The organism is Acetobacter pasteurianus (assembly GCF_009914215.2).
GTDB classification, from domain to species: Bacteria; Pseudomonadota; Alphaproteobacteria; order Acetobacterales; family Acetobacteraceae; genus Acetobacter; species Acetobacter pasteurianus.
On the sequence record NZ_CP039846.2, the window covers coordinates 1085544 to 1111411 of the forward strand.

Genomic DNA, 25868 nt, shown 5'->3' on the forward strand with positions numbered 1-25868 from the left:
TCTGCTTTCTATTTAAGCAGAAGCTACATCCGTATTCTGCGGAATAGCCACAACGCGGCCAGACTTTACGCAAAGAGCTATTTTCCCTTCGCACAAAGCCTGTGCTGTTTCACCAAACACCTTGCGCCGCCATCCAGCCAGCACAGCATGAGGCTGAGAAGGATCAAGCGCCAAGGCATCCAGATCATCAGCAGATGCCACCAAGCGCGGGGCAACATCATGCTTTTCACAGCAAGATGTTAAAAGCACCTTCAACAATGCCACCAGCGATGCTGAAGGCCTTGGTGTATCTTTGCTCTTGCTGCGGGGAGAACGTGGTAGCTCCGAATCTGGCAAAGCCTGTGCCTGTTTAATAGCCTGCAACAAGGCCTGTCCCGTACGCCCTTCTGCCAACCCACGAGAAACACCACGCACACGGGTTAAAGCTTCGGTTGTTGCTGGAGTCGTTGCCGCAATTTCCAGGAGGCTTTCGTCTTTCACCAGTCGTTGGCGCGGAACATTCACGCGCTGGGCTTCACGCTCACGTAAGGCTGCAATGGCACGCAAAACAGCAAGCATACGCCGGTTGTTGGTGCGTGCGCGCAAACGTTCCCACTGTTTTTCCGGGTCCGGGCGAAATGTGGCGGGGGCTTCCAATTCGGCCATTTCAGCCGCAACCCAATCCAAACGCTGTTCCTGCTCCAGCTTTTTAACAAGCCGCTCATAAACAAGCCGCAACCACGTTACATCGCCCGCAGCATATGTCAGTTGGGCAGGAGACAATGGCCGCACAGACCAATCTGTAAAGCGATGGCTTTTATCAATCATATGCCCGGTTAAGGAACCAACCAGGCTGTCATACCCTACCTGATCCCCAAACCCAGCAACCATCGCTGCAACTTGCGTATCAAAAAGGGGAGTCGGCAAGGCATCAAACAGGTGCAGAAAAATTTCCAGATCCTGCCGGGCAGCGTGAAACACCTTGAGCACAGCCGTATCCGCAAAAAGATTTTTTAGCGGAGTAAGATCAATACCTTCTGCCAGCGCATCTATCAGCACGACATCATTGGTCGCGCCAATCTGAACCAGACAGAGCTCCGGCCAGTATGTTTGCTCCCGCATAAACTCCGTATCAACCGTTACGAAGCTTTCGTTATGAAAGGGTGCAAGAGCCGCCTCTAACTCCTGAGTAGAGGAAATAAGACGCGCGGGAGGGAATTCAGGGGTTGCTGATCTGGCCATGTTTTTCTTCTTACATCCAGACCGTTAGAAAAAGAAGTGACCAAACGTTACACGTGAAACTTGACGAAAGAGCCAAGGCACGGAACATCTGCAAAAAACCACATGTGCAGGAGCACAAAATGACCCCAGCCGATGATGGCCGTGACCAGTTAACCCAGCTTGGAAAGCAGGTTGCTGCACCACAAAGCCCAGAAGAAGCTATTCTGGAGCGTGTGCCAGCCCCCTATCCAGACAAACACTATCTAGTGCGCTTTACTGCACCAGAATTTACATCGCTTTGCCCCATTACCGGCCAGCCGGACTTTGCCCATATTGTTATTGATTATGTGCCGGATAAATGGATTGTAGAGAGCAAATCACTGAAGCTGTATCTAACGAGCTTCCGTAACCACGGTGCTTTCCATGAAGCCTGCTCCATCCAGATTGCGAACACCCTTGTTGAAAGGTTAGCTCCACGCTGGTTGAGAATAGGTGCTTATTGGTACCCCCGCGGCGGTATTCCTATTGATGTATTCTGGCAAACAGGAGAACCACCCGCAGGCGTATGGGTGCCCGCGCAAGATGTACCCACCTACCGTGGCCGCGGCTAATGAGGCATAAAAAAAGCCACCGTATAGGTGGCTTTTTTTATAACACTTCTAACAACCTTAGCTGGTGGGAGAACCAGCCTCGATTTCAGCACGTACAGCCTGAATCTGATCCTGCAGCACGCTCAAACGGGTTGTATCCGTTTTATCTGCCTGATCCCAAGCTTCAGACAACGCTTCCAGCTGAGCTGTTGCATTATCGATAGAAATTTCGCTTACCGGCACAGCCTTGTCAGCCAATACGGTGCAACGTGTGGGAGTAATGTCTGCAAAGCCACCGCCAACAAAGTAGCGATCCTTCACTGTATCCCCGTCATACAGGGCGACAACACCACCACGCAGAAGAAGCATCATGGGTGCCCGTTCTGGCATGGCGGCAATATCACCTTCCATACCAGGCAGAACAGCCATATCTACTTCACGCGACACCAGAACCTTTTCAGGACTGATTATCTCAATCTGGATCGGCATGAACGCGCTCCTTCCCGAAGTCGGCTATTAAACCGACTCTCTCATTTTTTCTGCTTTGGCAACAACGTCTTCGATAGAACCCACCATGTAGAAGGCAGCTTCTGGCAGATCGTCATATTCACCAGCGCAGATGGCTTTAAAGGAACGCACGGTATCAGCCACGGACACCAGCTTACCCGGTGCACCTGTAAACACTTCTGCCACATGGAACGGCTGAGACAGGAAGCGCTGGATACGACGGGCACGTGCCACGATCAGCTTATCGTCTTCAGACAGTTCATCCATACCCAAAATGGCAATAATGTCCTGCAGGGATTTGTAGGTCTGCAGAATACGCTGCACTTCACAAGCCACATCGTAATGTTCCTGACCAACGATCTGCGGGTCCAGAGCACGAGATGTGGAATCCAGCGGATCCACTGCCGGGTAAATACCCATTTCTGCAATTGAACGGTTAAGAACCGTAGTTGCATCCAAGTGAGCAAAGGTTGCGGCTGGAGCAGGGTCAGTCAAGTCATCGGCTGGCACGTACACGGCCTGCACAGATGTAATAGAGCCCTTTTTGGTGGACGTAATACGTTCCTGCAGGGCGCCCATTTCCGTAGCCAGTGTAGGCTGATAACCCACGGCAGAAGGAATACGACCCAGCAGAGCGGACACTTCCGAACCAGCCTGCGTAAAGCGGAAAATGTTATCAACGAAGAACAGAACGTCCTGATTTTCTTCGTCACGGAAATATTCAGCCAGTGTCAGACCCGTCAGAGCAACACGAGCACGTGCACCCGGCGGTTCGTTCATCTGCCCGAACACAAGCGCCACTTTAGAGCCTTCGGTAGAACCGTTTTCACCCAGTTTGATAACGCCAGCGTCCTGCATTTCGTAATACAGGTCGTTCCCTTCACGGGTACGTTCACCAACACCAGCAAACACAGACACACCACCGTGCGCCTTTGCGATGTTGTTGATCAGTTCCTGAATAATAACGGTTTTGCCTACACCTGCACCACCGAACAGGCCGATCTTACCACCCTTAAGGTAGGGGCAGAGCAGATCAACAACCTTAATACCGGTCATCAGAATTTCTGATGCGGCTGCCTGATCTTCAAAAGCAGGGGCCTGACGGTGAATAGGAGCGCGACGAGAGGTCGGGATCGGACCTTTTTCGTCAATCGGCTCACCAATAACGTTCAGGATACGGCCAAGTGTTTCCGGGCCAACCGGCACAGTGATCTGTGCGCCTGTATCAGCCACTTCTGCACCACGGACCAAACCGTCTGTGCTGTCCATGGCAATACAGCGCACTTCGTGCTCACCAATTTCCTGGGCAACTTCAAGCACCAGTGTCTGATCACCCAGCTTGACGTGCAAGGCATTCAGAATTTTAGGCAGTTCACCTTCGAACTGCACGTCAACAACCGGGCCCTTAATCTCGGTAATGCGGCCAACTGCATTGGTCTTCGTGGCCGCAGGGGCCTGGGTCTGGGTTGTGGTATCCGACATGGGTCAGCTCCTGCGGGGCAAACGAGCGGGCTCAGACAGCCTGTGCGCCCGAAATGATTTCGATCAATTCGTTAGTAATGTTTGTCTGGCGGGTTCTGTTATAAACCTTGCTCAGACTATCAATGGAACGGCCAGCATTACGCGTAGCGTTATCCATTGCCGTCATACGGGCACCGTTCTCGCCCGCTGCGGTTTCAAGCAGCGAAGCATAAATCTGAACCTGCAGATTACGCGGCAGCAGCATTTCCAGCAGCGTTGCTTCATCTGGTTCAAATTCATACAGAGCCACATCATTAGATGCCGCAGCAGGTTTTTCTTCTGCCTCATCCATAACCATGGGCACCAGCTGCTGACATGTCGGCACCTGTGTCATCGCGTTTTTAAACTTGTTGAACACAAGGGAGCAGACATCAATTTCTCCTGCTTCCAGCAAGGTGTTGATTTTTTCACCCAGATTGCTGGCAGCAGAAAAAGGTACTTCCTTACCGCTAACGCCAATAACCTTATCAATGATAAGATCAGCGTAATCACGAGAAAAGAAGTTGAATGCACGGCGGCCAACAGGCAGCAACTTTACCGTTTTACCTTCAGACTGAAGGCGGCGGATTGTCTGCACTGTCAAGCGATGCACATTGGAGTTAAAACCGCCACAAAGCCCACGGTCACTGGTCAAGGGCACCAACAGATGCACCTTATCCTGACCTGTGCCTGCCAAAAGGCGTGGACCACCGTCCTCACCTTTTGTGGCAGCAGCAAGCTCACCTAGCATGCGGCGCATGGCCGCTGCATAGGGACGTGCGGCTTCCGCACTGGCCTGAGCCCGCCGCAGCTTGGCAGCCGCCACCATTTTCATGGCGCTCGTGATCTTCCGTGTCGATTTGATACTTCCGATACGCGCGCGGAGTTCCTTCAGGGAAGCCATTGGACGATTCTACCCTCTTAGCCGGCAAAGTTGCGGTTGAAGGTTGTCAGATATTCTGTCAGGCGCGCTTCCAGATCTTTGGAAATGGCCTTTTCCTTTTTAATGGTATCCAGAATATCTTTACCTGCGCTGCGCACATCGTTCAGCAGCGCACGTTCCCAACTCACAACCTTATCGACAGCAATACCATCAACAAAACCACGGGTGCCGGCAAAGAGCACAACAACCTGTTCTTCAACGGTAAGCGGAGAAGACTGGCTCTGTTTCAGCAACTCAACCAGACGGGCACCACGTGCCAGCATCTTCTGGGTTGCCGGATCAAGGTCAGATGCAAACTGAGAGAACGCAGCCATTTCACGATACTGCGCCAGTTCCAGCTTAATCTTACCTGCAACCTGCTTCATGGCTTTGATCTGTGCAGCAGAACCCACACGAGACACAGAACCACCCACGTTCACCGCAGGACGAATACCGCGATAGAACAGGTCGGTTTCAAGGAAGATCTGACCATCTGTAATGGAAATAACGTTCGTCGGAATATAGGCGGAAACGTCACCAGCCTGCGTTTCAATAACAGGCAGAGCCGTGAGCGAACCTGCGCCATATTCATCAGACATCTTCGCAGCGCGTTCCAGCAAACGGGAATGCAGGAAGAACACGTCACCCGGATAAGCTTCACGGCCTGGCGGACGACGCAGCAGCAGGGACATCTGACGGTAAGCCACAGCCTGCTTGGAAAGGTCATCGTAGCAGATCAGGGCATGCATACCGTTGTCGCGGAAGTATTCACCCATCGCGCAAGCGGCATAAGGCGCCAGATACTGCAGCGGAGCCGGATCAGATGCGGTGGCGGCAACGACGATGGAATATTTCATCGCGCCTTTTTCTTCCAGCAGACGCACAAGCTGTGCAACCGTGGAACGCTTCTGGCCGATAGCAACGTAAATGCAGTAAAGTGACTTCTTGTCGTCACCTTCATCATTCACGGTTTTCTGGGCAAGAATAGTATCTGTCAGAATGGTGGTTTTACCGGTCTGACGGTCACCAATCACCAATTCACGCTGACCACGGCCAACCGGCACAAGGGCGTCAATGGCTTTAATGCCTGTCTGCATCGGTTCATGCACGGACTGACGCGGCATAATGCCAGGCGCTTTCACTTCAGCGCGGCGCAGCTCAACGTCTGTCAGCGGGCCTTTACCGTCAATCGGGTTACCCAGACCGTCAACAACGCGGCCAAGCAGCCCCTTACCAACGGGAACGCTCACCACCATGCCGGAACGGGTAACAGTGTCACCTTCACGGATGTTGGTGTCATCACCGAAAATAACGATACCGACGTTATCGCTTTCCAGGTTCAGGGCCATGCCCTTCTGACCGGCGGTCGGAAAGTCCACCAGTTCGCCTGACATTACATTCTGCAGGCCGAACACACGGGCAATACCGTCTCCGACAGACAGAACCGTGCCGGTTTCGACAACATCAGATTCCTTATCGAACGAGGCAATCTGCTGCTTGAGGATATCCGAAATCTCTGCGGGACGGATTTCCATCACGCGGCTCCCTTCATGGCGTAATGCAAACGAAACAGGCGAGTCTTAAGGCTGGCGTCATAAAGCTTTGCCCCCACCCGCACGACCAAACCGCCGAGGAGGGAGGAATCGACACGCTCGCGAATATTGATACGGGAGTATCCGGCTTCCGCCAGCCGTGCCTGCACTTGGGCACGCTGCTCAGGCGTAAGCGGATAAGCGCTGGCAACTTCTGCCACCACTTCACCCCGGCGGGAAACAGCCAGCGCATCTAGCGCAGCCAGAATCCGGCGCAAAACAGGCAGGCGGCGGTTATCAGCCACAACACCCACAAAATTACGAAGAGTTTGCCCGAACCCCTGCGCCTCAAGCACAGCCAAAACGGCTTTGCGAGATACAAGGATATCAAGACGCCTGTCTTCCAGGACCGTGCGCAAAGGCGCACTTTCATCAATCAGGCGCGCAAGAGCGGCACCTTCATCAAGCACTGCATCCAACTGGCGCTGTTCGGCTGCAAGATCATAAAGCGCCGTTGCATAACGGCCTTCAAGACCATTGGAAGCAAAAGCAACCGGTTGTGCTGTCGTTACGCCCGAGGCCACCACTCTTTTGGTTCTTTCCTTCTGTGCGCGCCGGCATTCCACACTAACAAACTCTGACGGTGCCGCGGCTTATCCGTTAAACGTCTTACAGCACGCAACCATCGGCGCGGCCTCTAGCATGCTCATCAGCCCCACGCAACATCCCTGACGCGCCATTTTTAATTCCACACCCATTTGTGCCACCAAAAGCGCGCAAAAACAGGCCATAAATCACCACAAACCACGAAACACAAAAAGACGCCAGACACGTAATAAAAAACTCACCCTCAGCATCCACTGATAGGATGAAGGATTTTGGTCTGCTTAAAATTTTTGGGAAAAGGAAGATGGAGCGGACAGAGGGAATCGAACCCTCCTCAGTAGCTTGGAAGGCTACTGCATTACCACTATGCTATGCCCGCATACTCCATATGTTTCTGCCACTAACTGCAAAGACGACATTTTGCAAGTTTGAAGAGAAAAAATTTAACCACACACCAAAAAAGGGCAGACATTTGTTGTTTGCCTCTTGACTTTAAGCCCACAACATATTTTCTTCCGCCACCTGCAAAGGCTGCTGTTAAGTGGCTGGTCAGGCTGACGGTTATCCGTTATAGCATTGATCCAGCTACGGCAGACAGGCTGTAGGGGTGTAGCTCAATTGGCTAGAGCGCCGGTCTCCAAAACCGGAGGTTGTGGGTTCGAGACCCTCCACCCCTGCCAGGTTCAAGATTGCAGGTTCTGCGCCGTAGTTTCCGCTTTGTTTTTCTAAGTTTCAACGCGGAAATCCTGTGCGGAATGTGTGGTGTATTCAGGACTGCCGCCGGGAAACATCCGGTTTTCGTGCAGTGTAGAAAGGGTGGTTCGTGTCGTTCAGTCCCGGTAAGTTCCTGCATGATGTGCGTGCCGAGGCGGAACGGGTCACATGGCCCACCCGCCGTGCTACCTTGGTAACCACGGGCGCCGTTCTGGCCATGGCAGGCATGGCATCCATCTTCTTCTTTTTTGTTGACCAGCTGATCGGTCTCGGTGTGCGTCAACTTTTCGGGCTGGGAGGCTAACGACATGGCCAAGCGCTGGTATGTGGTTCACGTCTATTCGGGCTTCGAAAAGAAAATTGCCCAGCACATCCGTGAAGAAGCGGAACAAAAGGGCCTGAGCGACCATATTGATGAAATTTTGGTGCCTTCTGAAGAAGTCATTGAAGTGCGTCGTGGCCAGAAGGTGAATACGGAACGCAAGTTCTTCCCCGGTTACGTGCTCGTCAAAATGGAAATGACAGACGAAACATGGCATCTGGTCAAGGACACCCCAAAGGTTACGGGTTTTCTGGGAACCAGAAACCGCCCTACCCCTATTTCTGCTGCTGAAGCCGAACGCATTATCAAGCAGACAGAAGAAGGTGTGCAGCATCCTCGTTCTGCCGTTTCGTTCGAAGTGGGCGAACAGATTCGCGTGGCAGATGGTCCGTTCACATCCTTTAACGGTGTGATTGAGGAAGTAGACGAAGAAAAAGGTCGCTTGAAAGTCAGCGTCTCCATTTTCGGACGTTCCACCCCAGTGGATCTGGAATACAATCAGGTGGAAAAGCTGTAAAATCAGCTTTTTTATCTGAAAGAACTCAAGGCGGCCTTGGTGCCGCCTTTTTTATTGCCTTAACCCAGACTTGCTGTTTGCACTCTTCCCCTCTGCATAAAAAACCGCTGTAATCCCGCCCTTGGCCTCACAACTCATGGAGTTATCATGCCCTCTGCTTCCACGCCCCAACTGCGAGGAATGGCCCTTCTTAATAATGCGCACCTGAACAAGGGCACGGCGTTTACCGAGGAAGAGCGCCGCCTTTATGGGCTGGAAGGACTATTACCCACACAGGTTGAAAACCTAGATAGGCAGGTAGAACGTATCCACCGCCATCTTGAGGCCAAACCCAGCAATCTTGAACGCTATATCTATCTGAGCGGCTTGCGCGACCAGAACGAAACCCTGTTTTACAAGGTTTTGATGTCTAACCCCGCCCGATTCGTGCCCATTGTGTACGCGCCCACGCTGGCGGCCGTATGCCAGCAATTCAGCCACATCTATCGCCGCCCACGCGGCATGTATATCAGCCTGGATATGCGTGGCCGTATTAAGGATGTGCTGCAAAACTGGCCTATGGATAATGTGCGCTTCATGTGTGTGACCACAGGCGGTCGCATTCTTGGGCTTGGTGATATTGGCGTAAACGGCATGGGTATCCCCATTGGCAAGCTGGACCTTTATACAGCCTGCGGCGCAGTACCCCCCGATTCGCTTTTGCCCGTGCAGCTTGATATTGGCACCACAAACAGCGCCTTAAGAGCTGATCCTCTGTATCTGGGCCTGCGGCGTGAACCACCCCCGATAGAAGAACTCGATTCTTTTGTAGAAGAATTTATTGAGGCCGTGCAGGAAGTCTTCCCGCAAAGCTGTATCCATTTTGAGGATTGGAAGGGCACGGATGCCCTACGCTACCTCAAAAAATATCATGACCGTGTGCTGTGCTATAACGATGATATTCAAGGCACAGCGGCTGTAACTTTGGCCGGCCTGATTACGGCACTGAAAATCAAGAACGAATCGCTAACCCAGCAACGCTTCTTGTTCTTGGGGGCGGGCTCCTCCGGCATTGGTACTGCCGATATGCTGGTTTCCGCCTTGAAACAGGAAGGGCTATCTGAACAGGAAGCCATTGACCGCATTACGTTAATGGATGTGAACGGTCTTTTAGAAACCTCACGCACTGATCTGCTGCCCGAACAGGAACGGTTCGCCAAGGATCTTCCACCATCACGTGATCTGCTGGGCATGATCAAAACTGTTAAACCCACAGTGCTGATTGGTGTTTCCACTGCTGGCGGTTCTTTCACCCAAGAAGTGGTGGAAGAAATGAGCAAGCTGAACGAACGCCCCATTATTTTCCCGCTTTCTCTGCCGCAGAAAAATGGGGAATGCACGGCTGAGCAGGCCTATGAATGGTCTAAAGGCCGCGCACTCTTTGCTGCAGGCTTACAGTACCCAGAAGTGACGTATAATGATCGTACGTTCTATCCGGGGCAGGCCAATAACTTCTACATCTTCCCTGCTCTCGGTCTGGCTGTGTATGCCACCTGCCCCAAGCTGATTACAGATGAAATGGTGATTGAAGCCGCACAGGCTCTGGCAGATCAGGTAGATCCGGCAGCGCGTGAGCGGGGTCGGCTATTCCCGCCACAAAGCGATATTCTGGAAGTGTCTATCACCTCCGCCACACGCATTGCTGAGTTTATTTTTGATAAAAACGCCGCAACGGTGGAACGCCCCAAAGACATTCGGGCGTGGATTGAAAATCTGACTTACAAGCCACGCTATACAGACTAAACCCTTAAAAAATGGCTGAGGGATACTTGCTCCTTCAGCCATTTTTTATTTCCACGCTTAGTTCTGCGCAGCAAATCCAAACACCTTGGCATAAAAAGCCAATTCTTCTACAAAGGCAGCGCGAATAGTCGCTTCCTTGCGGAAGCCATGCCCTTCCCCTTCAAATTCTCGTAAAGTCACCGGCGTTCCAACGGCTTTCAAAGCATTTGCCATGGAATATGCCTGTTCTGGCGGCACAACTTTATCGTCCATTCCCTGCAACAGCAGCACAGGCGCACGAATCTGATCGGCAACAGAAATTGGAGAGCGCTGTAGATATAGTGCCTCAGCTTCTGGCCACGGGCCAATTAGACCATCCAAATAGCGTGCTTCAAATTTATGGGTTTCCTGCGCCAAGGCACGCAGGTCGGTTACGCCATATAGGCTCACACCCGCCGCAAATATGTCTGAAACAGCTAACGCCACCAGCACAGTCATGCCGCCTGCACTGGAACCACGGATGGCGATACGATTCGGGTCTACCCGCCCCGATTCTACAACGGCACGGCAGGCAGACAGACAATCTGCCACATCCACCACACCCCACTGACCTTTTAGACGATTCCGCCACGCGCGCCCGAATCCGGTAGACCCACCATAATTCACATCCAGCACAGCAAACCCGCGAGACGTCCACCACTGGATTTTAAAGGATAATCCTTCCTGCGCCCGCGCAGTTGGTCCTCCATGCACTTGTACAATCATGGGGGGGCGCTCACCCTTTGGCACACAAGCATGGCGGTTGGTTGGAGGATAAAAGAAGGCGTGCCCCTTCAAACCATCTTCCCCATCCACTGAAAAGCGAATCGATTCGGGTATGGAAATATCTGCAACATCCAGTTGTTCTGCCGATGAACGCTGCAAAATAACCTCTGCCCCCTTCTCGGGCGTGCCCACTACAACAGAAGGCAAAGCATCTGGCGGAGCTTGCAACCAAGCAAAACGGCCATCTGCCAGGGGAACAGGGCATTGGTCCGGCTTGGCATGGAAGATGCGATATTCAGATACACCATCCGGTTTTATCCAGCATGTTGCTTGGCCCTGCGTAACGGCCAAAACCAGACAGCCCTCATTTTTGAGCAGTTGATAGCTACTCTGCCCAAATACCCACGCTGGCTGCCCTACTTCCCCTTCTGGAGCAGGATAGCGGGATAAGGTTGGGCTACTTTCCTGCCAATTGACGTTCCATATCGTCCAGCTTCCTGAACGATCAGACAAAACAAGCAGCTGTCCATCAGATGTCCAACGCGGCTCTATAAGCGATTCGCTTGTCTGTTTACCCACCAGCACACGTGCATCTTCAATACCGCAGATGTCCCCCGAAGCATTACGCTGAACACGGGCAAGGCACAGGCGTGTGGCATCCCACGGCATGTTGGGGTGATCCCACTCAACCCACGCCAACAATGTTCCATCTGGTGACAAAGCCGGAGCCGCATAAAAATCTGCTCCAACCTTCAGCACCGTGCCCGCTTTGTTGCCCTGAGCATGCAACGCCACCAGTGCAGTTTTGGCTTCCCCTGCTTCTCGGTGATCTTCCCGCACGGCAAGCACTGTTTCAGAACTTACGTCAAACCGCAGATCAGCAAACCGAAGCCCTATCTCTCCAGCCATAAAAACAGCCGAAGTTTCTGCTTCTCTACGCAGCCACACGCTTCCTGTACGTTTATCGGAATAGGCAATACCCCCGCTTTTCACGGCATAGGCGCCACCGCCATACTCATGCACACGGGTTGCCACATCTGTATCTGGTTCCAGTGCCTCACAGGCACCTTCTGCCTGTGTCCAACGCATCAGCACAGAACGGCCAGCCTCTGCCGGCCGCCGTTCCAGCCAGAAAACAGTATTTTCTACAGCCCGTACCTCGGAAAATGACAGTGTCTTTCCCGCCACCAGATCCGGCGTAACAGGGGAAGGCCATGTGCCACACGGCATTGGCGTGACAGAAGAAGAAAGAGAGGGTGTGTTATTCATGCTGGTATTTTTTACCATTCCGGCAGTTGCATCCAGAAAAACATGCACCCAGACACCGCACGTGTTAAGCATTGCTGCATACGCTCTTACGCAGAATGCTTGACACAACAGGACCTGAACGGTTTCTGCCGTGAGCAGTCTCGTGCTCTGTCTAAATTGGATGTTCTGTTCTGTTACACTCTTTGCACAATTTCTTTTCGGTAGATTACCTGAGCAGCCTTTTCGCCCAATACGGTTATGGGGTGGTAGGGGTTGTGGTAATGCTAGAAAGCATGGGCTTTCCGCTGCCAGCAGAAAGCCTGCTTATTACCGGAGCGCTGTTTTGTGCCACAACGCACAAGCTGCACATTGAGGGCGTAGCACTGGCCGGCGTGCTGGGTGCCATTATGGGCGACAATTTTGGCTATCTGATTGGCCATCTTGTTGGGCTACGTATGCTGCAAAAATATGGCCCCAAAATTGGCCTAACATCTCAGCGCCTTTTGCTGGGGCGCTACGTTTTTCTCAAACACGGTGGCCCGGTTGTGTTTTTTGGCCGGTTTATTGCCGTGCTGCGTATGTTTGTAGCCCTGCTGGCCGGAGCGAACCATATGCCGTGGCATACGTTTTTGTTTCATAACGCGCTTGGCGGCATATTCTGGGCTGGGGGTTACACACTTGTTGCCTACCTGCTGGGGAACGAGATCCTTCGCCTTTCCGGGCCGCTGGCTATCGCCTTTGGGGCGGTGGCCTGTATTGTCATCGGGTCTTTGTTCATATTCATCAAGCGCAATGAAAAACGTCTGACGGAGGAAGCCATGAAAGCAGCCGAGCAGGATGAACGCCTGAAAGTTCTTCCCTCATGACAGGGCGCAGAGCATGGCGCGTTAACCACAACCAGCCTGATCTGAAAGGGCAAGTTGCCCTTGTAACCGGTGGCAACAGTGGGTTGGGCTTTCAGGTTGCGTTGGGGCTTGCACACAGAGGTGCACGTTTATTGTTGCCTGTAAGGCATGCAGAACGTGGGCGTGAAGCTATCTCCCGCATCAAAGCGGAATGCCCAACGGCACAGATTATTCCTTTGCCGCTAGACCTTTCTTCACTCCAGTCTGTCGCGGAATGCGCAGCGGCTGCTACAAAATACACAGACCGGCTGAATCTACTGGTCAACAACGCGGGCGTTATGGCCCCAACACGCCGCAAGGAAACCAAAAACGGTTTTGAGCTTCAGTTTGGCGTGAATCATCTCGGGCATTTTGCCCTAACAGCCCATTTGCGGCATTTGCTGGAAAATGCTCCGGGCGGCGGTGTGGTGGTAAGTGTTGCCAGTTTGGCAGCCTGCAAGGGCCATATTCAGTTTGATGATCTGCAATCCCGCTATCGCTACAGCCCTTTTGGGGCATATCAGCAAAGCAAGCTGGCCAACCTGCTTTTTGCCATGGAATTGGCGCGCCGGGCCGGTGAACAGGGGTGGAATGTACACGCACGCGCCGCACATCCCGGCTGGGCCAGCACATCCATTATTGCCAATGGGCAAGCGGCTAGTCTACCTGCTCCGCTAGGGCGTATTGAGCAGTTTTTGGGTGGTATGGTTTTGCGCGTTATGGGGCAATCTGCTGCGCATGGGGCTGAACCTATTTTATACGCAGCACTTTCCCCCTCCGCACGGGATGGGGATTACTACGGCCCACAAGGGCATCAGGAAAGGCGTGGCCCACCGGGGCCAGCCCATATTCCCCCTACTGCGCGCAAGGGCAGTACTGCCGCACGCCTATGGGATGTTTCTGAAAGGCTGACCGGCACAAGCTGGTAAAAATTTAAAAAAGGGGGCGTCGTCTCACAAACAGGACGACGCCCCCTTTCTATGTTCAGAAACGAGTGGAACGGCGTGTACGGCTCTGCTGCCGTAATACGCTTTCAATCCAGTCATTCAGTCTGCGTGTGGTATCTTCTGCTTCTTCCCGATCCGGGTAGATTTCGGGGAAGCGTAGCGCCAGCCAGCGCCATGCCACCAATCGCTTGTGCCGTTTTTCAGCACGTTCCAGTTCTTCACGCCCAGCCCGCTCACTCGGGGGCAAGCGGCCCGTTCCCGGCGGAAGCACGCGCCGCCCTGCTGCATGGTCTGCGGCCCAACCTACCAGACGACGGATGCCATTATCTCGGTCATCGACCGGACACATGGCGTAAGACCAGCGCGTTGTCAGATCCAGCCCTTCCACCCCTTCCAGAGCAGAGGCAATGGCGAAAGCCTGCTCCATATCTGACAACCGATAATTCGGGTCATCCTTACGCAGCACGGCACGGTGAATACGTGAAAGAACACCATACAGGCTCTGGGAGCCAATTTCCGCAGCTACAGCTTTTACGATATCGGCATCAGGCTGCACATATGGCCGCAGATCATCAGGCTGTTCAGGGTCTGCTTCCAACTGCCGACGAATAAAGGTTGGGCTGCCCGCACCAGCAAGAACCGCAACAACGCCAGTTTCATGCTTACCAAAACGGCCTGCACGCCCGCCAATCTGCTTTACTTCCTGCACGGTCAGATCACGCGTCTGGCGGCCATCATATTTTTTCAGGGCCGCAAACACCACGCGCTTGATGGAAAGGTTAAGCCCCATGCCAATGGCATCTGTGGCCACCAGAATATCGGCTTCTCCATCATTAAAACGCTGGGCTTCTGCACGCCGCACCTCCGGGCTTAACGCCCCATACACCACGGCTACACGCTTGCCGTGCTGAAGCAGAGCAGCACGCAAATCCAGAACCTCACGGCGAGAAAACGCAATCAGCGCATCCCCTGCCCCCAGATCTGCCAACCGCACAGGATGCGATGCCGCCCGCAGCGGGCTTTTGCGTTCCAGAGAAATTTCATCCAGTGGATCACCACACAGTTCGGCAATACGCCGCACCATGGGAATACAATCTGGCGCGCCTAATACATACAAATGCCGTGCAGGTGCCCCCATAATGGCGGCTGTCCATGCGGCGCCACGGTCTGTATCGAACAGCATCTGGGCTTCATCAATAACCGCTACATCCACAGGGCTGTAAAACGGGCACATTTCCACTGTTGCTGCCAGATGCTTGCTGCCCGGCACCACAATCCGTTCTTCACCCGTAGAAAGAGAGGCCTCGACTCCTCTGGAAGCCAGTGCTTCACGAAATTCGTGCGCCAGCAACCGCAACGGAGCCAGAGCCAAACCACTTTCAGCCTGCGCCAGTGCGTTCAGAGCCGTATAGGATTTGCCGCTATTGGTTGGCCCCGTAACAAGGGTAATCTGCCTGTTAAGCGCGCGAGCAGTACGAAAATGCGCAGCATATCGGTCTAGGGCCGCCACACGGGCAATAACGGAATTGGCAACCTTGCGGCCCATATCTGGTGCCGTTTTAGGGCCACCAAATTCTGTCCCGCGGCCATTATCTTTCCGCCATTCTCCCAGCTTGCCACGCAAGGCTACCAATGCGGCGGGGTCAAACTCCCACTTCTCGCGCCCGCCGGATTCGCGCACCTTTCTGGCCACTGGCAGACGATTCTCTGCAATCCAGCGCAAAGCCTCACGTTGGGAGCAACGTAGCAGGCGCGGCACTTCAGCAAACGGAACAAGACTTTCTTCCCATTCCCGCAGTTGCGCTTCTTCCTTGTCGCGCTTCTGGCGGGCGGTCTGTTCTATTTTGCTGGCGGTCTGCTGCCTGCGGGCCTCTTCCCGCCGGGCTGTTTCAAGAAACGGGTCTCCCTCAGGCAGACCAAACGCTACGGCAATGGCCATAAGCAGCAGATCTGTCTGATCGGGGGAAAGCACACGCCCTGTATCCACCAGGTCAGCCTGCACTGTTTCAAACACGGCCCGAGGCGTTGCAGCATACCCACGCAAGCGAGACTCGGCCACAGGTGCCAGCGCGCGCTCCAGTTCCTGATCTCCGGCCTGCGGATCTGTAATGCCGGAAACGGCTTCTTCTATTTCTTCCCGGCTGATCCAGATACGCCCGCTGCGGCGTGTTTTATCCAGCAGGCGGGAAATCCAGCGCTTGCGCCGCACCTGGCACAAAACCTGAAGGTAGGTTTCATCCGGCACCTCATGTGCGCCGGGTTCAAGATTACGGGCAAGGCGGCGGAGAACTTCGTGTTCTTCCTTGGCCTCTGGGGCAATGGTGGTGCGGGCTACAGCGCAGGCAAGAGCCTGACGGGCTGGAGAAGCAGAGCTGTCTGACGTCATGCTTTCTCTCTTGCGTCATCCTGCGGGCCGGAACAATGCCTTGGCGGCATACTTCATGCAAAATAAATCAGAAACCTGCCTTGCCCCCACGGCCCGATTTGGCCATTGTGGCGCCCCCAACCTACCCAGCAGACAGAAGCGGCGGGCGGTTTTCAGCCAGTTACGTGTTGCGCGAACACGTTGTGTGATGAATTTACACTGGCATTAGACGCCTCACCCTTCTAAAAACGCCGCCAGCAAGAAATTCACGGTGCTTTTGTATCTACTACGCAAAGGCACATTGTTCTGATCTGCTACAAGCGGAGTACATAGCGGTCCATGTCTGAAACCATGCTTGAAAACGATATCCTGCCACGGATGTCTGCCTCTGAAGTGCCCAGCGGCCTGCTGCCTGTTGATGGACAGGAAGGCGTGTGGCATCTGGCCTCGCCTACCAAGGAATACGGGCACCTTTACCCTGCCAAGGTTCTGACCGTTCATCACTGGACGGACCGCCTGTTCAGCTTCACCACCACCCGTGACCCCGGCCTGCGCTTTGAAAACGGCCAGTTTGCCATGATCGGGATTGAAGTAGACGGCAAGCCCCTGCTGCGTGCCTATTCCATTGCATCCCCCAACTATGCAGATGAAATGGAATTTCTTTCCATTGCTGTGCCCAACGGCCCGCTGACATCCCGCCTGCGCCACGTAAAAGTGGGTGATACGGTGCTGATCGGCCGCAAACCAACCGGCACATTGCTGCTGGATAACCTGCGCCCCGGCCGTAACCTGTATTTCCTGTCCACCGGCACAGGGCTGGCCCCGTTCATGAGCCTGATCAAGGATCCGGAATGCTATGAACGGTATGACCACGTTATTCTGACACACACCGTGCGTCTGTCTGGCGAACTGGCATATTCCAACCACATCCGCCACGAACTGCCCGAACACGAATTCCTTGGTGAAGAAATCAAGGAAAAGCTGCTGTACTACCCAGCCGTTACGCGTGAAGACTTTGCCGTAACAGAACGCATCACCAAGCTGATTGAATCGGGCAAGATCTTCAAGGATCTGAACATTCCTGAGCTTGATCCAGAACATGACCGCGTCATGATCTGTGGTTCCCCGGAAATGCTGGCTGATACGGAAGCCCTGCTGCGTGCGCGTGGGTTTGATGAAGGCAACATGTCCACCCCGGGTGCATACGTGGTGGAAAAAGCGTTTGCCGAACGATAAGGCACGCGTTTTTAAGCCCAACACCGCCGCTTAAGACACATTATTAAAAGGAGCACGCCCCATGAGCTATGATTTTGATCTTCTGGTTATTGGGGCGGGCTCCGGCGGCGTACGGTGCGCACGCATTGCGGCCAGCCACGGTGCGCGCGTTGCCATTGCAGAAAGCCGACACTGGGGCGGTACCTGTGTGAATTTGGGCTGTGTGCCCAAAAAGCTTATGGTACAAGCCAGTGAATACGGCGATATAGTAGATGACAGCCACGGCTTTGGCTGGACCTCTACTCGCGGTACGCATGACTGGAGCAAGCTAATGGCCGCCAAGGATCGGGAAATTACCCGCCTGAACGGCATTTATGTCTCCATGCTGGAAAAAACCGGTATTACGCTCCTAACCGGCCATGCCCGGTTTGTAGATGGACATAGCATCCGCATTGAACCTTCCCCCCTTGCGCCGGATGAAGCCCCCCGCACCATTACGGCAGAACGTATTGTTATTGCCACCGGTTCCACACCCGTAAAGCCTGATATCCCGGGAGCAGAACTGGCCATTACATCAGACGAAGCCTTCCACCTGCCGCAACGGCCAGAACGGGTGGTTATTATTGGCAGCGGATATATCGGGCTGGAATTTGCCGGTATTTTTGCAGGCTTGGGCTCCAAGGTAGATCTGGTTTACCGGCGCGATTTGCCCTTGCGCGGTTTTGATGAAGAAATGCGCAGCGCCATGGCTGAAGCCATTGATGCACGCGGCATTACCCAGCATCGCCACGCCTGTTCCACCGCCATTACCAAAGAAGGCACAGACCTTGTGGTAGCGCTGGATAATGGACAGCGCCTGCACACAGATTGCGTGTTTATGGCAACAGGCCGACGCCCCAAAATTGACGCCTTGGGGCTGGAAAACACAGCCATTACCACCGCAGATAATGGGCGCATCAAGGTGGATATGAATAGTGAAACAGCCCAGCCAGGCGTTTACGCCATTGGGGATGTTACAGACCGTATCAACCTTACCCCCGTTGCCATTGCGGAAGGCCATAATCTGGCTGACCGCCTGTTTGGCAAAGGGCCTGCCCGCCAATGGTGCTACGCTACAACTCCCAAGGCTGTTTTCTTCTCCCCTCCGTTAGCAACCGTCGGACTGACAGAGGAAGAAGCCGCCCGGAATGGTGTGGTGGATATTTATTTCACACGCTTTACCCCCATGCGGCACACGCTAACCGGCCGCACTCGTAAAACGGTGATGAAGCTGGTTGTTGACCAAAAAAGCCAGAAGGTTGTGGGCGTGCATATTCTGGGGGATGACGCACCAGAAATGCTGCAAGGTGTGGCCATTGCCGTAACGGCTGAACTGACAAAAGCAGATTTTGACCGCACAATCGGTATTCACCCCACATCGGCTGAAGAGCTGGTGACCATGCGTACCCGCACGCGGGAAACCCCAAAAGCTGAAGGATAATTCCCTATGGCACCTTCTGCCCCTTTTATTGGCGACCAGCACGGCCCCTTTGATCTGGCACTGAAAGGTGGTTCCGTTGTGCTGCCTGATGGCACAGTGGAAACCACGGTTTACGTGAAAGATGGCACCATTGCCGCTATTGGTGGGCAGGCTGATGCCGCCCGCACCATAGACTGCACGGGCCTGACCATTCTGCCGGGTGTTATAGATACGCAGGTTCATTTCCGCGAACCGGGTGCCGAGGAAAACGAAAACCTCGAATCCGGCAGTCGTGCTGCAGTGCTGGGTGGGGTAACGGGCGTGTTTGAAATGCCCAACACCAAACCCACCACCTCTACGCCAGAAGCGGTGGCAGACAAGCTGGCCCGCGCAAAAGGCCGCATGTGGTGCGAACACGCCTTTTATGTAGGCGCCACGGTTGATAACGCCGACCAATGCGGTGAACTGGAAAAACTACCGGGTACCGCTGGTATCAAGGTGTTTATGGGCTCTTCCACCGGCAGTCTGCTGGTTTCGGAAGACAGTATGCTGGAGCGCGTACTGAAATCTGGCCAGCGCCGCGTGGCCATTCATGCTGAAGATGAAACCCGCCTGAAAGAACGGATGGGAGAACGGATTGAGGGTGATCCATCCTCCCACCCTGTTTGGCGGGATGATGAAACAGCCCTGCGCGCCACCACGCGTGTGCTGCATCTGGCCCGCAAAACCGGGCGGCGCGTGCATGTGCTGCACATCACCACTCCTGCAGAACTGGCCCTGATTGCACAGCACCGCGATGTGGCAAGCTGTGAACTCACCCCTCAACATCTGACACTAGCAGGGGAAGAAGCCTACCCTCGCCTAGGCACCTTCGCACAGATGAACCCGCCTATCCGTTCTGGCGCGCACCGTGATGGTCTGTGGCATTGGGTATCCCAAGGCTTGCCAGATGTGATTGGGTCTGACCACGCACCCCATAGCAAGGAAGCCAAGGCCCGCACCTATCCGGCCTCGCCCTCCGGTATGCCGGGCGTGCAAACGCTTCTGCCCCTGATGCTCAACCATGTTGCGCACCACCGGCTCACACTGCGCCGCTTGGTGGATTTAACATCCGCTGGCCCGCAGCGTCTGTTTGGCTTGGTGCGTAAAGGCCGCATTGCCGTTGGGTATGATGCTGACTTCACGATTGTGGATCTGAAAGCCCAGTGGACGATCAAGGAAGAATGGTTGGCCTCACGTTGCGGGTGGTCTCCCTTTACAGGAAACACCATTACTGGCCGCCCTGTTGGCACCATTATCCGCGGTAATCAGGTAATGTGGGAAGGTACATTGGCAGACAAAGCCATTGGCGAACCTTTCCGTTTTGATGCCACAGACAGGCCTGTAGGCTAAACCTCCGGCGCAGCCATTCAGCGCATAGCAAAACCCCTTCCACCGTATTGATGGAAGGGGTTTTGTTTTTATGGCGCTATACGCTTTTAAAAATCAGGGAAAGCTGGACCGTTTATAGGGGTAACGGTCAACCATCATCCGCAAAGGCGCAAACTCCTTATTGGAAAATGACCTGTAATGGACCTGAGATCCATCCGGGTTTTCAACAAATACGGTAGAGTTCCAATCTGCGGCACTGATACCTGTCCAAAGCGTAAGCACCAGAGCTTCCTTGCCTTGGGCATCGTTCAGCACCATGCGGGCATCGCCCGATGATGGCGGCGTACGTGTTAACGGCCCCCAGCCACCTTTGTTATCCTTAAACCAGTCATTCACCGCTTTTACTTCATCCTGGCTTAGAGCGCGCGTGCGGTGCATTGGGCCAACATCCAAAGTGCCGCTGGCCACTTGCGGAAAGGAAACCGGCTTCAGGTTAGGCAGAGCCACTTTCCAGATCAGCGCTGCCGTACTGAGCGTAAAAATAAAAAAGCCAATAATAAAAGCCGTCTCTTTCCGCATTATCTGTATCTTTCTCTTACCCGCGCACCGCTGCAATAACGCGGGCCACTTCTTCATCAGTCAGTTCCGGGTGGATTGGCAGTGCCAAAATCCGCTGTGCCAGATCTTCAGAAACAGGCAACGCCGTACCGTCATGATGATCACGGTAAGCTGGCTGTTTATGCAGCGGCAGCGGATAATAAATGGCTGAAGGCACACCTTGCTCTTTCAGGCGGGCCTGCATCTGCTCACGCTCGGCACTGTTTTTCAGCAATACGGAATAAATGGCCCATGCGCTCTGGCTGTCTGGCACACGCGCAGGCACCTGTACCACATCTTTCAGGCCTGCATCGTACTGGCAGGCAATTTCCTCACGCCGCGTCAGCTCTCGTGCAAAATCATCCAGCTTGGCCAGCAGCACAGCGGCTTGCAGGGTATCCAAACGCCCGTTCATGCCGGTGCGCAAAACCTCATACCGGGTTGTGCCTTCGCCATGCGTGCGTAGGGAGCGGTAGAGAGCTGCGCGTTCCGGGTCATCCGTGAGAATAGCGCCGCCATCTCCGTACCCACCCAAGGGCTTGGACGGAAAGAAGGAGAGCGTGGTTGCTGTGGCTTCCCGCCCCAACGGCGCACCGTTCAACTTTGCCCCAAAAGACTGTGCGCAATCTGCCAACAGAAAAAGGTCTTCTTCCTGCGCAATGGCGCGTAAATCTGCCCACGGTGCAGGTTGGCCGAACAGATCCACCCCAACAATGGCACGTGGCTTCAGTTTACCTGCTTCTCGCACAGCACGAATACGGCTACGCAGATGCTCTGGGTCAATCTGGAAAGTGTTTGGGTCAACATCCACAAAAACAGGCGTGGCACCCAGCACTAAAGGCACTTCTGCCGTGGCGGTATAGGTAAACGCTGGCAGGAACACAGCATCGCCCCGGCCAATCTGTTCCCCCATCATCACAATCTGCAAGGCATCTGTGCCGGAGGAAACACCCACGCATTCCCGCGCACCGCACCACTGGGCCAAACGCTGTTCCAGCTCCAGAACTTCTGGCCCCATTACAAAGCGACAATGCGCCAGAACAGCCTCCAGCCGCTGCCGCAATGCGGGTTCCAGCCGTTTTTGCTGGGCTGCGAGATCAAGAAAAGCGATAGGCCTGTTTTGTGAACCGTTCATAATGCCACCTGCTCATTGCCATCGGCCTGCGCCTGTCCGCTGTGTACAACACCCGCAGCCATAGCACCAGACGCCGCAGATTCCGGCGCCAGGGCACGCACCTCTCCTGCTGGGTTATGATCGAATTCCGGCACCAGCAATGCCAGAGTACGCAAAGCAGCCTGCACATCACCTTCTCGCGCATAGGCCGTAATCTGGTCCACCGCCTGGCGTATCTGCTCCAGATCAACCAACCGAGGGGTGGCCATAAGCAAACCGGGTTCATCGGTTGGCACAGGGGCTTCTCGACCGTGAAACAGTTCCTCATACAGTTTTTCACCAGGCCTTAGGCCCGTAAAACGGATGGTTACATCTTCATCAGGGCGCAAACCGGCCATACGGATCATCTGCCGGGCCAAATCTACAATACGAACGGGTTCGCCCATATCCAGCACAAAAATACCACCGTGCCGCAGCAGATCATCAGTGCCAGACCCATCGGTGTGGCGCATGCCCCGCACGCTGGCTTGCAGCACAAGCCCCACGGCTTCTGGCACTGTCATGAAATACCGGCGCATTTCCGGATGTGTAACTGTCAGCGGGCCGCCTCGTTCTAGCTGCCGGCGGAACAGAGGCACAACAGAACCCGTGGACCCCAGTACATTGCCAAAGCGCACGGTAACGCACCGCATGGCATTCGGCTTACCTGATGCACGGGCACGCACATCCAATGCCTGACAGTACATTTCTGCCGCACGCTTGGATGCCCCCATCAGGCTGGAAGGATTTACCGCCTTGTCTGTTGAAATCACAACCATGGCCTGCGCCCCATGACGAGATGCGGTATCCGCCACAACGCGCGTACCATGCACATTGGTCAGCAACCCTTCTGCCGGGTTTGCCTCCACAATAGGCACATGCTTCAGGGCTGCAGCATGAAACACCAGTTCCGGCCGGAAACGGGCCATCACCTCATCCAGCCGCGCTTCATCCCGCACATCGGCCACCACCACTTCACGCGGCACATAAGGAGCACAATCTGCCAGTTCCACGTCTATCTGCCAGAGTTCGAACTCGCCATGATCGAGCAGGATAAGGCGTTCAGGGCTTAACAGAGCAATCTGCCGCACCAGTTCTGAACCAATGGTGCCACCGGCACCCGTAACCAGAACGGTGCGGTTACCAACAAGCCGTTCCATGCCTTCCCGGTCCAATGGCACCTGCGGGCGATTGAGAAGGTCTTCCAGCGGGACGGGCCGCAACTGCACACGTTCGGCTGGAGTAAGATCTGTTAAAGCAGGCGTGCGCAATACCGAGATACCGTGCACCGCCGCAGCATCCAGCACATTTGTCAGGGCTCGACCACGGAAAGAAGGATCAGTCACCACCAAGGATTCGGGCAGCACATTGTTTTTTGCCAGCCGGTCTAAAATAGCTCCGATATCTTCCACATGCCCCAAAATGGGCACGTTATGGATGCGTCGGCCTGCTTGATGTGTGCCCAAGGCCACAAGCCCTACAACACGAATCCCAGCTTCCGGGTTACGCTCCAGCGCACGCAAATACAGATCTGCAACCGTATCTGCCCCTATCAGCACCACGCGCCGCAAATTGGCGCGGCGGAGGGCTATTCTATGTGCCAGACGATACCCCACACGCAGCCCGCCCAACATCACCAGCAGAACCAGCGCATAAATAATGGGAAAGGTCAGACTAGGTAACGGAAAGCCCACCGCCACAAGCCCGCACGAAAACAGCACCGAACTGGCAATAGAGGCCCCGGCAATGCCCAGAAGATCTGAAACACCGGAAAACCGCCAGTACTGCTGCGGCATACGGAACGGCAACCCACTGACAAGCAGCGTGATAGCCCCCCCGGCCAGAAACCAGAGTGGGTGCAGCAATCCATCTTGCGGGGCCGCCAGCCACCGCGCCAGAGGTGCGGCAAGTGCTGCCAATACGCCATCCAGCAGGATATTTACGGCTATCCTGTTTACAGGGCGCAGGCGCGGATTACGGTGCAGGGGCTGAGAGTGTTGTGATGCCATTATCTTGCACCTATAGCGTAGCACCTGCCATCCTAGAAGCGGCTCAACCGGACGACTGTCTTTTCATGTCTTTTTCTTTTTCCTGTGTGGCAATTTTTTGCCTTTTAGGTGCCTGTGTTCTTTCTGCCTGCCTTGTGCGAGGCATGATCGGGCTTGCCGTTATGGATACGCCGGGCCACCGCAGCGCCCATGATACGCCCACACCCAAAGGGGGCGGCATAGGCGTAATGCTTGCTTTTGCAGGTGTTTTGCCGGTTCTTATGTATGTTACTGGCCAGCCACTTTTTTCTTTCTCAGCCTGCGCGTTGGCCGCTGCAACTTTGTTATTGTGTGCCGTTTCATGGCTGGATGATATTTATCAGTGGTCCCCCGCCATTAAATTTGCAGCACAATGTGCCGCTGCCTGCATAATTGTAGCTGGAGGCATTGCTCTGCCTTGGCCTACGCCGTTTATTGGGGCCGTTCTTTCTGTATTGTGGCTGATATTTATCACCAATGCCGTCAACTTTATGGATGGGTTAAACGGGCTGATTTCTGGCTGTTTATGTGTTGCAGCATTATGCATGGCCGCAGCAGCCACTTACTTGGGAGTACCCGCCTTACGCTGGCCTGCATTGCTCATGGTTTTTTGTCTGGCAGGTTTTCTGCCTTTCAATTTCCCAAACGCACGTATTTTTCTAGGTGATGTAGGAAGCCAAGGATGTGGGTTACTGGCTGGAGCCGCAGCTCTGTATACCGCAGCACATTCTCCACTACCCTCTGGATGGGTTGTTGGGCCTGCACTGCTGTTCCCGTTGATTTATGATGTGATTTTTACGCTCATCCGCCGCAAATTGGCCGGACATTCCTTGGTGCAGGCGCATCGTGGGCATTTGTACCAGGTGTTACACCGGAGCGGCATATACGCCCCTGCCATTTCTCTTATGGAATGGACCTTCACACTTTGGGGTATGATGGTGAGCTGTTTTGTAGCCCCAATGCCGATTATGGCGGGAAGTATAACGGCTTTTATACTTGTGTGCGTGCCCCAGCTTGTATGGACAGGCTTTGCCGTTTTACGCACGCGCCAACACCCTGTTGGCGCGTGGTAAAGACCACTTTTATTTTTCCAACGTCAGGGTCAGACCCTGTGCAGAACCGGCAAGCCGAGCACCTTGGGAAATGGTTTCGATTTTAATACGTACGCCATTCTTGTTTTCCAGAACGGCACCACCCAAACCTTGGCCCAGCGTTGCTTCACCATGAGCAGCACCATAAGTCCCATTAAAATCTGACAGACGATGCAGATTATAAACGGTACCTTTGCCTTCAATTTTTGAATAGCCAACGGCAGCAATTGTGCCGCCGGTAATGGAAAACTTATACGTTTTTCCGCCGTAACGCAGCCTGCCACCACCCCATGTATAGCCTACGCCAATATCGGCTGATCTTGCCGTAATGGTAACCGTAGCAGTGGGTGAGCCCATGGCATCTTCAGCATGGGCAACAGGAATAAAACTGGCTGATGCCGCAAGCGCTGCTGCGGCAAAAAATGAAGAAAATCGCATGAAACGTTCCTTTCTTCTTGTTGGTTAGGCTGAAAAATCAGCCTGCTACTTTAATATAAAGCAGCAGGCTTTTCAGAAAACCGTGAAGAAAAAACGTTTCCTACCTGTAAAAGTTTCAAGCTGGACGCAGCAGCTAA

At 54.1% G+C, this 25868-nt stretch carries 22 protein-coding genes and 2 tRNA genes; 11 read left to right on the top strand and 13 right to left on the bottom strand.

The features are described from left to right. Positions 1-12: 12 nt before the first annotated feature. Positions 13-1221, bottom strand: a complete 1209-nt coding sequence (gene rnd, locus FCN51_RS18535; RefSeq protein ID WP_160256562.1) for a ribonuclease D — start codon at positions 1219-1221, stop codon at positions 13-15. Between the two features lie 119 nt (positions 1222-1340). Here rnd and queF point away from each other — a divergent pair, with 119 nt between their 5' ends. Further along, positions 1341-1811 carry a preQ(1) synthase gene (gene queF, locus FCN51_RS18540; RefSeq protein ID WP_035362188.1) on the top strand — a complete coding sequence of 157 codons (471 nt, stop codon included), beginning with the start codon at positions 1341-1343 and terminating at the stop codon, positions 1809-1811. Positions 1812-1868: 57 nt separating this feature from the next. Here the strand turns inward: queF and atpC are convergent, their stop codons facing one another. From atpC to FCN51_RS18570, 6 genes are all read right to left on the bottom strand, one after another. After that, positions 1869-2279 (bottom strand): ATP synthase F1 subunit epsilon, encoded by a 411-nt coding sequence (gene atpC / locus FCN51_RS18545; RefSeq protein ID WP_003629790.1) that lies wholly within the window; start codon positions 2277-2279, stop codon positions 1869-1871. Positions 2280-2306: 27 nt separating this feature from the next. After that, a complete protein-coding gene (gene atpD, locus FCN51_RS18550; protein ID WP_004449187.1) occupies positions 2307-3779 on the bottom strand; it encodes a F0F1 ATP synthase subunit beta in 1473 nt (490 codons plus the stop codon). 31 nt (positions 3780-3810) lie between these two features. Beyond that, the gene (locus FCN51_RS18555) at positions 3811-4701 is read right to left on the bottom strand and encodes a F0F1 ATP synthase subunit gamma (protein ID WP_035365852.1); all 891 of its coding nucleotides are present in this window, start codon (positions 4699-4701) and stop codon (positions 3811-3813) included. 17 nt (positions 4702-4718) lie between these two features. Continuing rightward, complete coding sequence (gene atpA / locus FCN51_RS18560) at positions 4719-6254, bottom strand: F0F1 ATP synthase subunit alpha (protein WP_003629794.1); 1536 nt, start codon at positions 6252-6254, stop codon at positions 4719-4721. Further along, positions 6254-6877: an ATP synthase F1 subunit delta gene (gene atpH, locus FCN51_RS18565; RefSeq protein WP_012812312.1), complete on the bottom strand. Its 624-nt coding sequence runs from the start codon at positions 6875-6877 to the stop codon at positions 6254-6256. The genes atpA and atpH overlap by 1 nt, the downstream gene beginning before the upstream one ends. A gap of 285 nt (positions 6878-7162) precedes the next feature. After that, a tRNA-Gly gene (locus FCN51_RS18570) sits at positions 7163-7236 on the bottom strand. Between the two features lie 224 nt (positions 7237-7460). On the opposite strand from FCN51_RS18570, the gene FCN51_RS18575 reads away from it, so the two are divergent. The 4 genes from FCN51_RS18575 (at position 7461) to FCN51_RS18590 (ending at position 10192) form a co-directional block, all read left to right on the top strand. After that, positions 7461-7537, top strand: a tRNA-Trp gene (locus tag FCN51_RS18575). Between the two features lie 143 nt (positions 7538-7680). Then, positions 7681-7875: a preprotein translocase subunit SecE gene (gene secE / locus FCN51_RS18580; RefSeq protein ID WP_003629800.1), complete on the top strand. Its 195-nt coding sequence runs from the start codon at positions 7681-7683 to the stop codon at positions 7873-7875. A gap of 4 nt (positions 7876-7879) precedes the next feature. After that, the gene (nusG, locus tag FCN51_RS18585; RefSeq protein WP_003629802.1) at positions 7880-8410 is read left to right on the top strand and encodes a transcription termination/antitermination protein NusG; all 531 of its coding nucleotides are present in this window, start codon (positions 7880-7882) and stop codon (positions 8408-8410) included. A gap of 147 nt (positions 8411-8557) precedes the next feature. Next, entirely contained in the window at positions 8558-10192 is a 1635-nt protein-coding gene (locus tag FCN51_RS18590; protein WP_012812311.1) for an NAD-dependent malic enzyme, read from the top strand. A 57-nt stretch (positions 10193-10249) separates the two neighbouring features. Here the strand turns inward: FCN51_RS18590 and FCN51_RS18595 are convergent, their stop codons facing one another. Then, positions 10250-12277 carry a S9 family peptidase gene (locus FCN51_RS18595; protein ID WP_160256563.1) on the bottom strand — a complete coding sequence of 676 codons (2028 nt, stop codon included), beginning with the start codon at positions 12275-12277 and terminating at the stop codon, positions 10250-10252. A gap of 110 nt (positions 12278-12387) precedes the next feature. Here FCN51_RS18595 and FCN51_RS18600 point away from each other — a divergent pair, with 110 nt between their 5' ends. Further along, the gene (locus tag FCN51_RS18600; protein WP_019087791.1) at positions 12388-13050 is read left to right on the top strand and encodes a DedA family protein; all 663 of its coding nucleotides are present in this window, start codon (positions 12388-12390) and stop codon (positions 13048-13050) included. Further along, positions 13047-13997 carry an SDR family oxidoreductase gene (locus FCN51_RS18605; RefSeq protein ID WP_064776046.1) on the top strand — a complete coding sequence of 317 codons (951 nt, stop codon included), beginning with the start codon at positions 13047-13049 and terminating at the stop codon, positions 13995-13997. The genes FCN51_RS18600 and FCN51_RS18605 overlap by 4 nt, the downstream gene beginning before the upstream one ends. Positions 13998-14052: 55 nt before the next feature. Here the strand turns inward: FCN51_RS18605 and FCN51_RS18610 are convergent, their stop codons facing one another. Continuing rightward, entirely contained in the window at positions 14053-16401 is a 2349-nt protein-coding gene (locus tag FCN51_RS18610; RefSeq protein WP_160256564.1) for a helicase-related protein, read from the bottom strand. Positions 16402-16719: 318 nt separating this feature from the next. On the opposite strand from FCN51_RS18610, the gene FCN51_RS18615 reads away from it, so the two are divergent. The 3 genes from FCN51_RS18615 (at position 16720) to FCN51_RS18625 (ending at position 20446) form a co-directional block, all read left to right on the top strand. After that, positions 16720-17616 (top strand): ferredoxin--NADP reductase, encoded by an 897-nt coding sequence (locus FCN51_RS18615; RefSeq protein WP_003629809.1) that lies wholly within the window; start codon positions 16720-16722, stop codon positions 17614-17616. A gap of 61 nt (positions 17617-17677) precedes the next feature. Next, positions 17678-19075 (top strand): glutathione-disulfide reductase, encoded by a 1398-nt coding sequence (gene gorA / locus FCN51_RS18620; protein ID WP_160256565.1) that lies wholly within the window; start codon positions 17678-17680, stop codon positions 19073-19075. A 6-nt stretch (positions 19076-19081) separates the two neighbouring features. Then, complete coding sequence (locus tag FCN51_RS18625; protein WP_160256566.1) at positions 19082-20446, top strand: dihydroorotase; 1365 nt, start codon at positions 19082-19084, stop codon at positions 20444-20446. Between the two features lie 93 nt (positions 20447-20539). Here the strand turns inward: FCN51_RS18625 and FCN51_RS18630 are convergent, their stop codons facing one another. From FCN51_RS18630 to FCN51_RS18640, 3 genes are read right to left on the bottom strand one after another with little or no spacing between them, the layout of a single operon-like run. Continuing rightward, the gene (locus FCN51_RS18630) at positions 20540-21004 is read right to left on the bottom strand and encodes a hypothetical protein (RefSeq protein WP_004449202.1); all 465 of its coding nucleotides are present in this window, start codon (positions 21002-21004) and stop codon (positions 20540-20542) included. Between the two features lie 16 nt (positions 21005-21020). Next, positions 21021-22157, bottom strand: a complete 1137-nt coding sequence (locus FCN51_RS18635; RefSeq protein ID WP_124294848.1) for a DegT/DnrJ/EryC1/StrS family aminotransferase — start codon at positions 22155-22157, stop codon at positions 21021-21023. After that, positions 22154-24184 carry a polysaccharide biosynthesis protein gene (locus FCN51_RS18640; RefSeq protein WP_160256567.1) on the bottom strand — a complete coding sequence of 677 codons (2031 nt, stop codon included), beginning with the start codon at positions 24182-24184 and terminating at the stop codon, positions 22154-22156. Before FCN51_RS18640 ends, FCN51_RS18635 begins: the two co-directional genes overlap by 4 nt. Here FCN51_RS18640 and FCN51_RS18645 point away from each other — a divergent pair. Beyond that, complete coding sequence (locus FCN51_RS18645; RefSeq protein ID WP_160257162.1) at positions 24178-25275, top strand: MraY family glycosyltransferase; 1098 nt, start codon at positions 24178-24180, stop codon at positions 25273-25275. The genes FCN51_RS18640 and FCN51_RS18645 overlap by 7 nt on opposite strands. A gap of 9 nt (positions 25276-25284) precedes the next feature. Here the strand turns inward: FCN51_RS18645 and FCN51_RS18650 are convergent, their stop codons facing one another. After that, positions 25285-25731: a hypothetical protein gene (locus tag FCN51_RS18650; protein WP_003629818.1), complete on the bottom strand. Its 447-nt coding sequence runs from the start codon at positions 25729-25731 to the stop codon at positions 25285-25287. Positions 25732-25868: the final 137 nt, after the last annotated feature.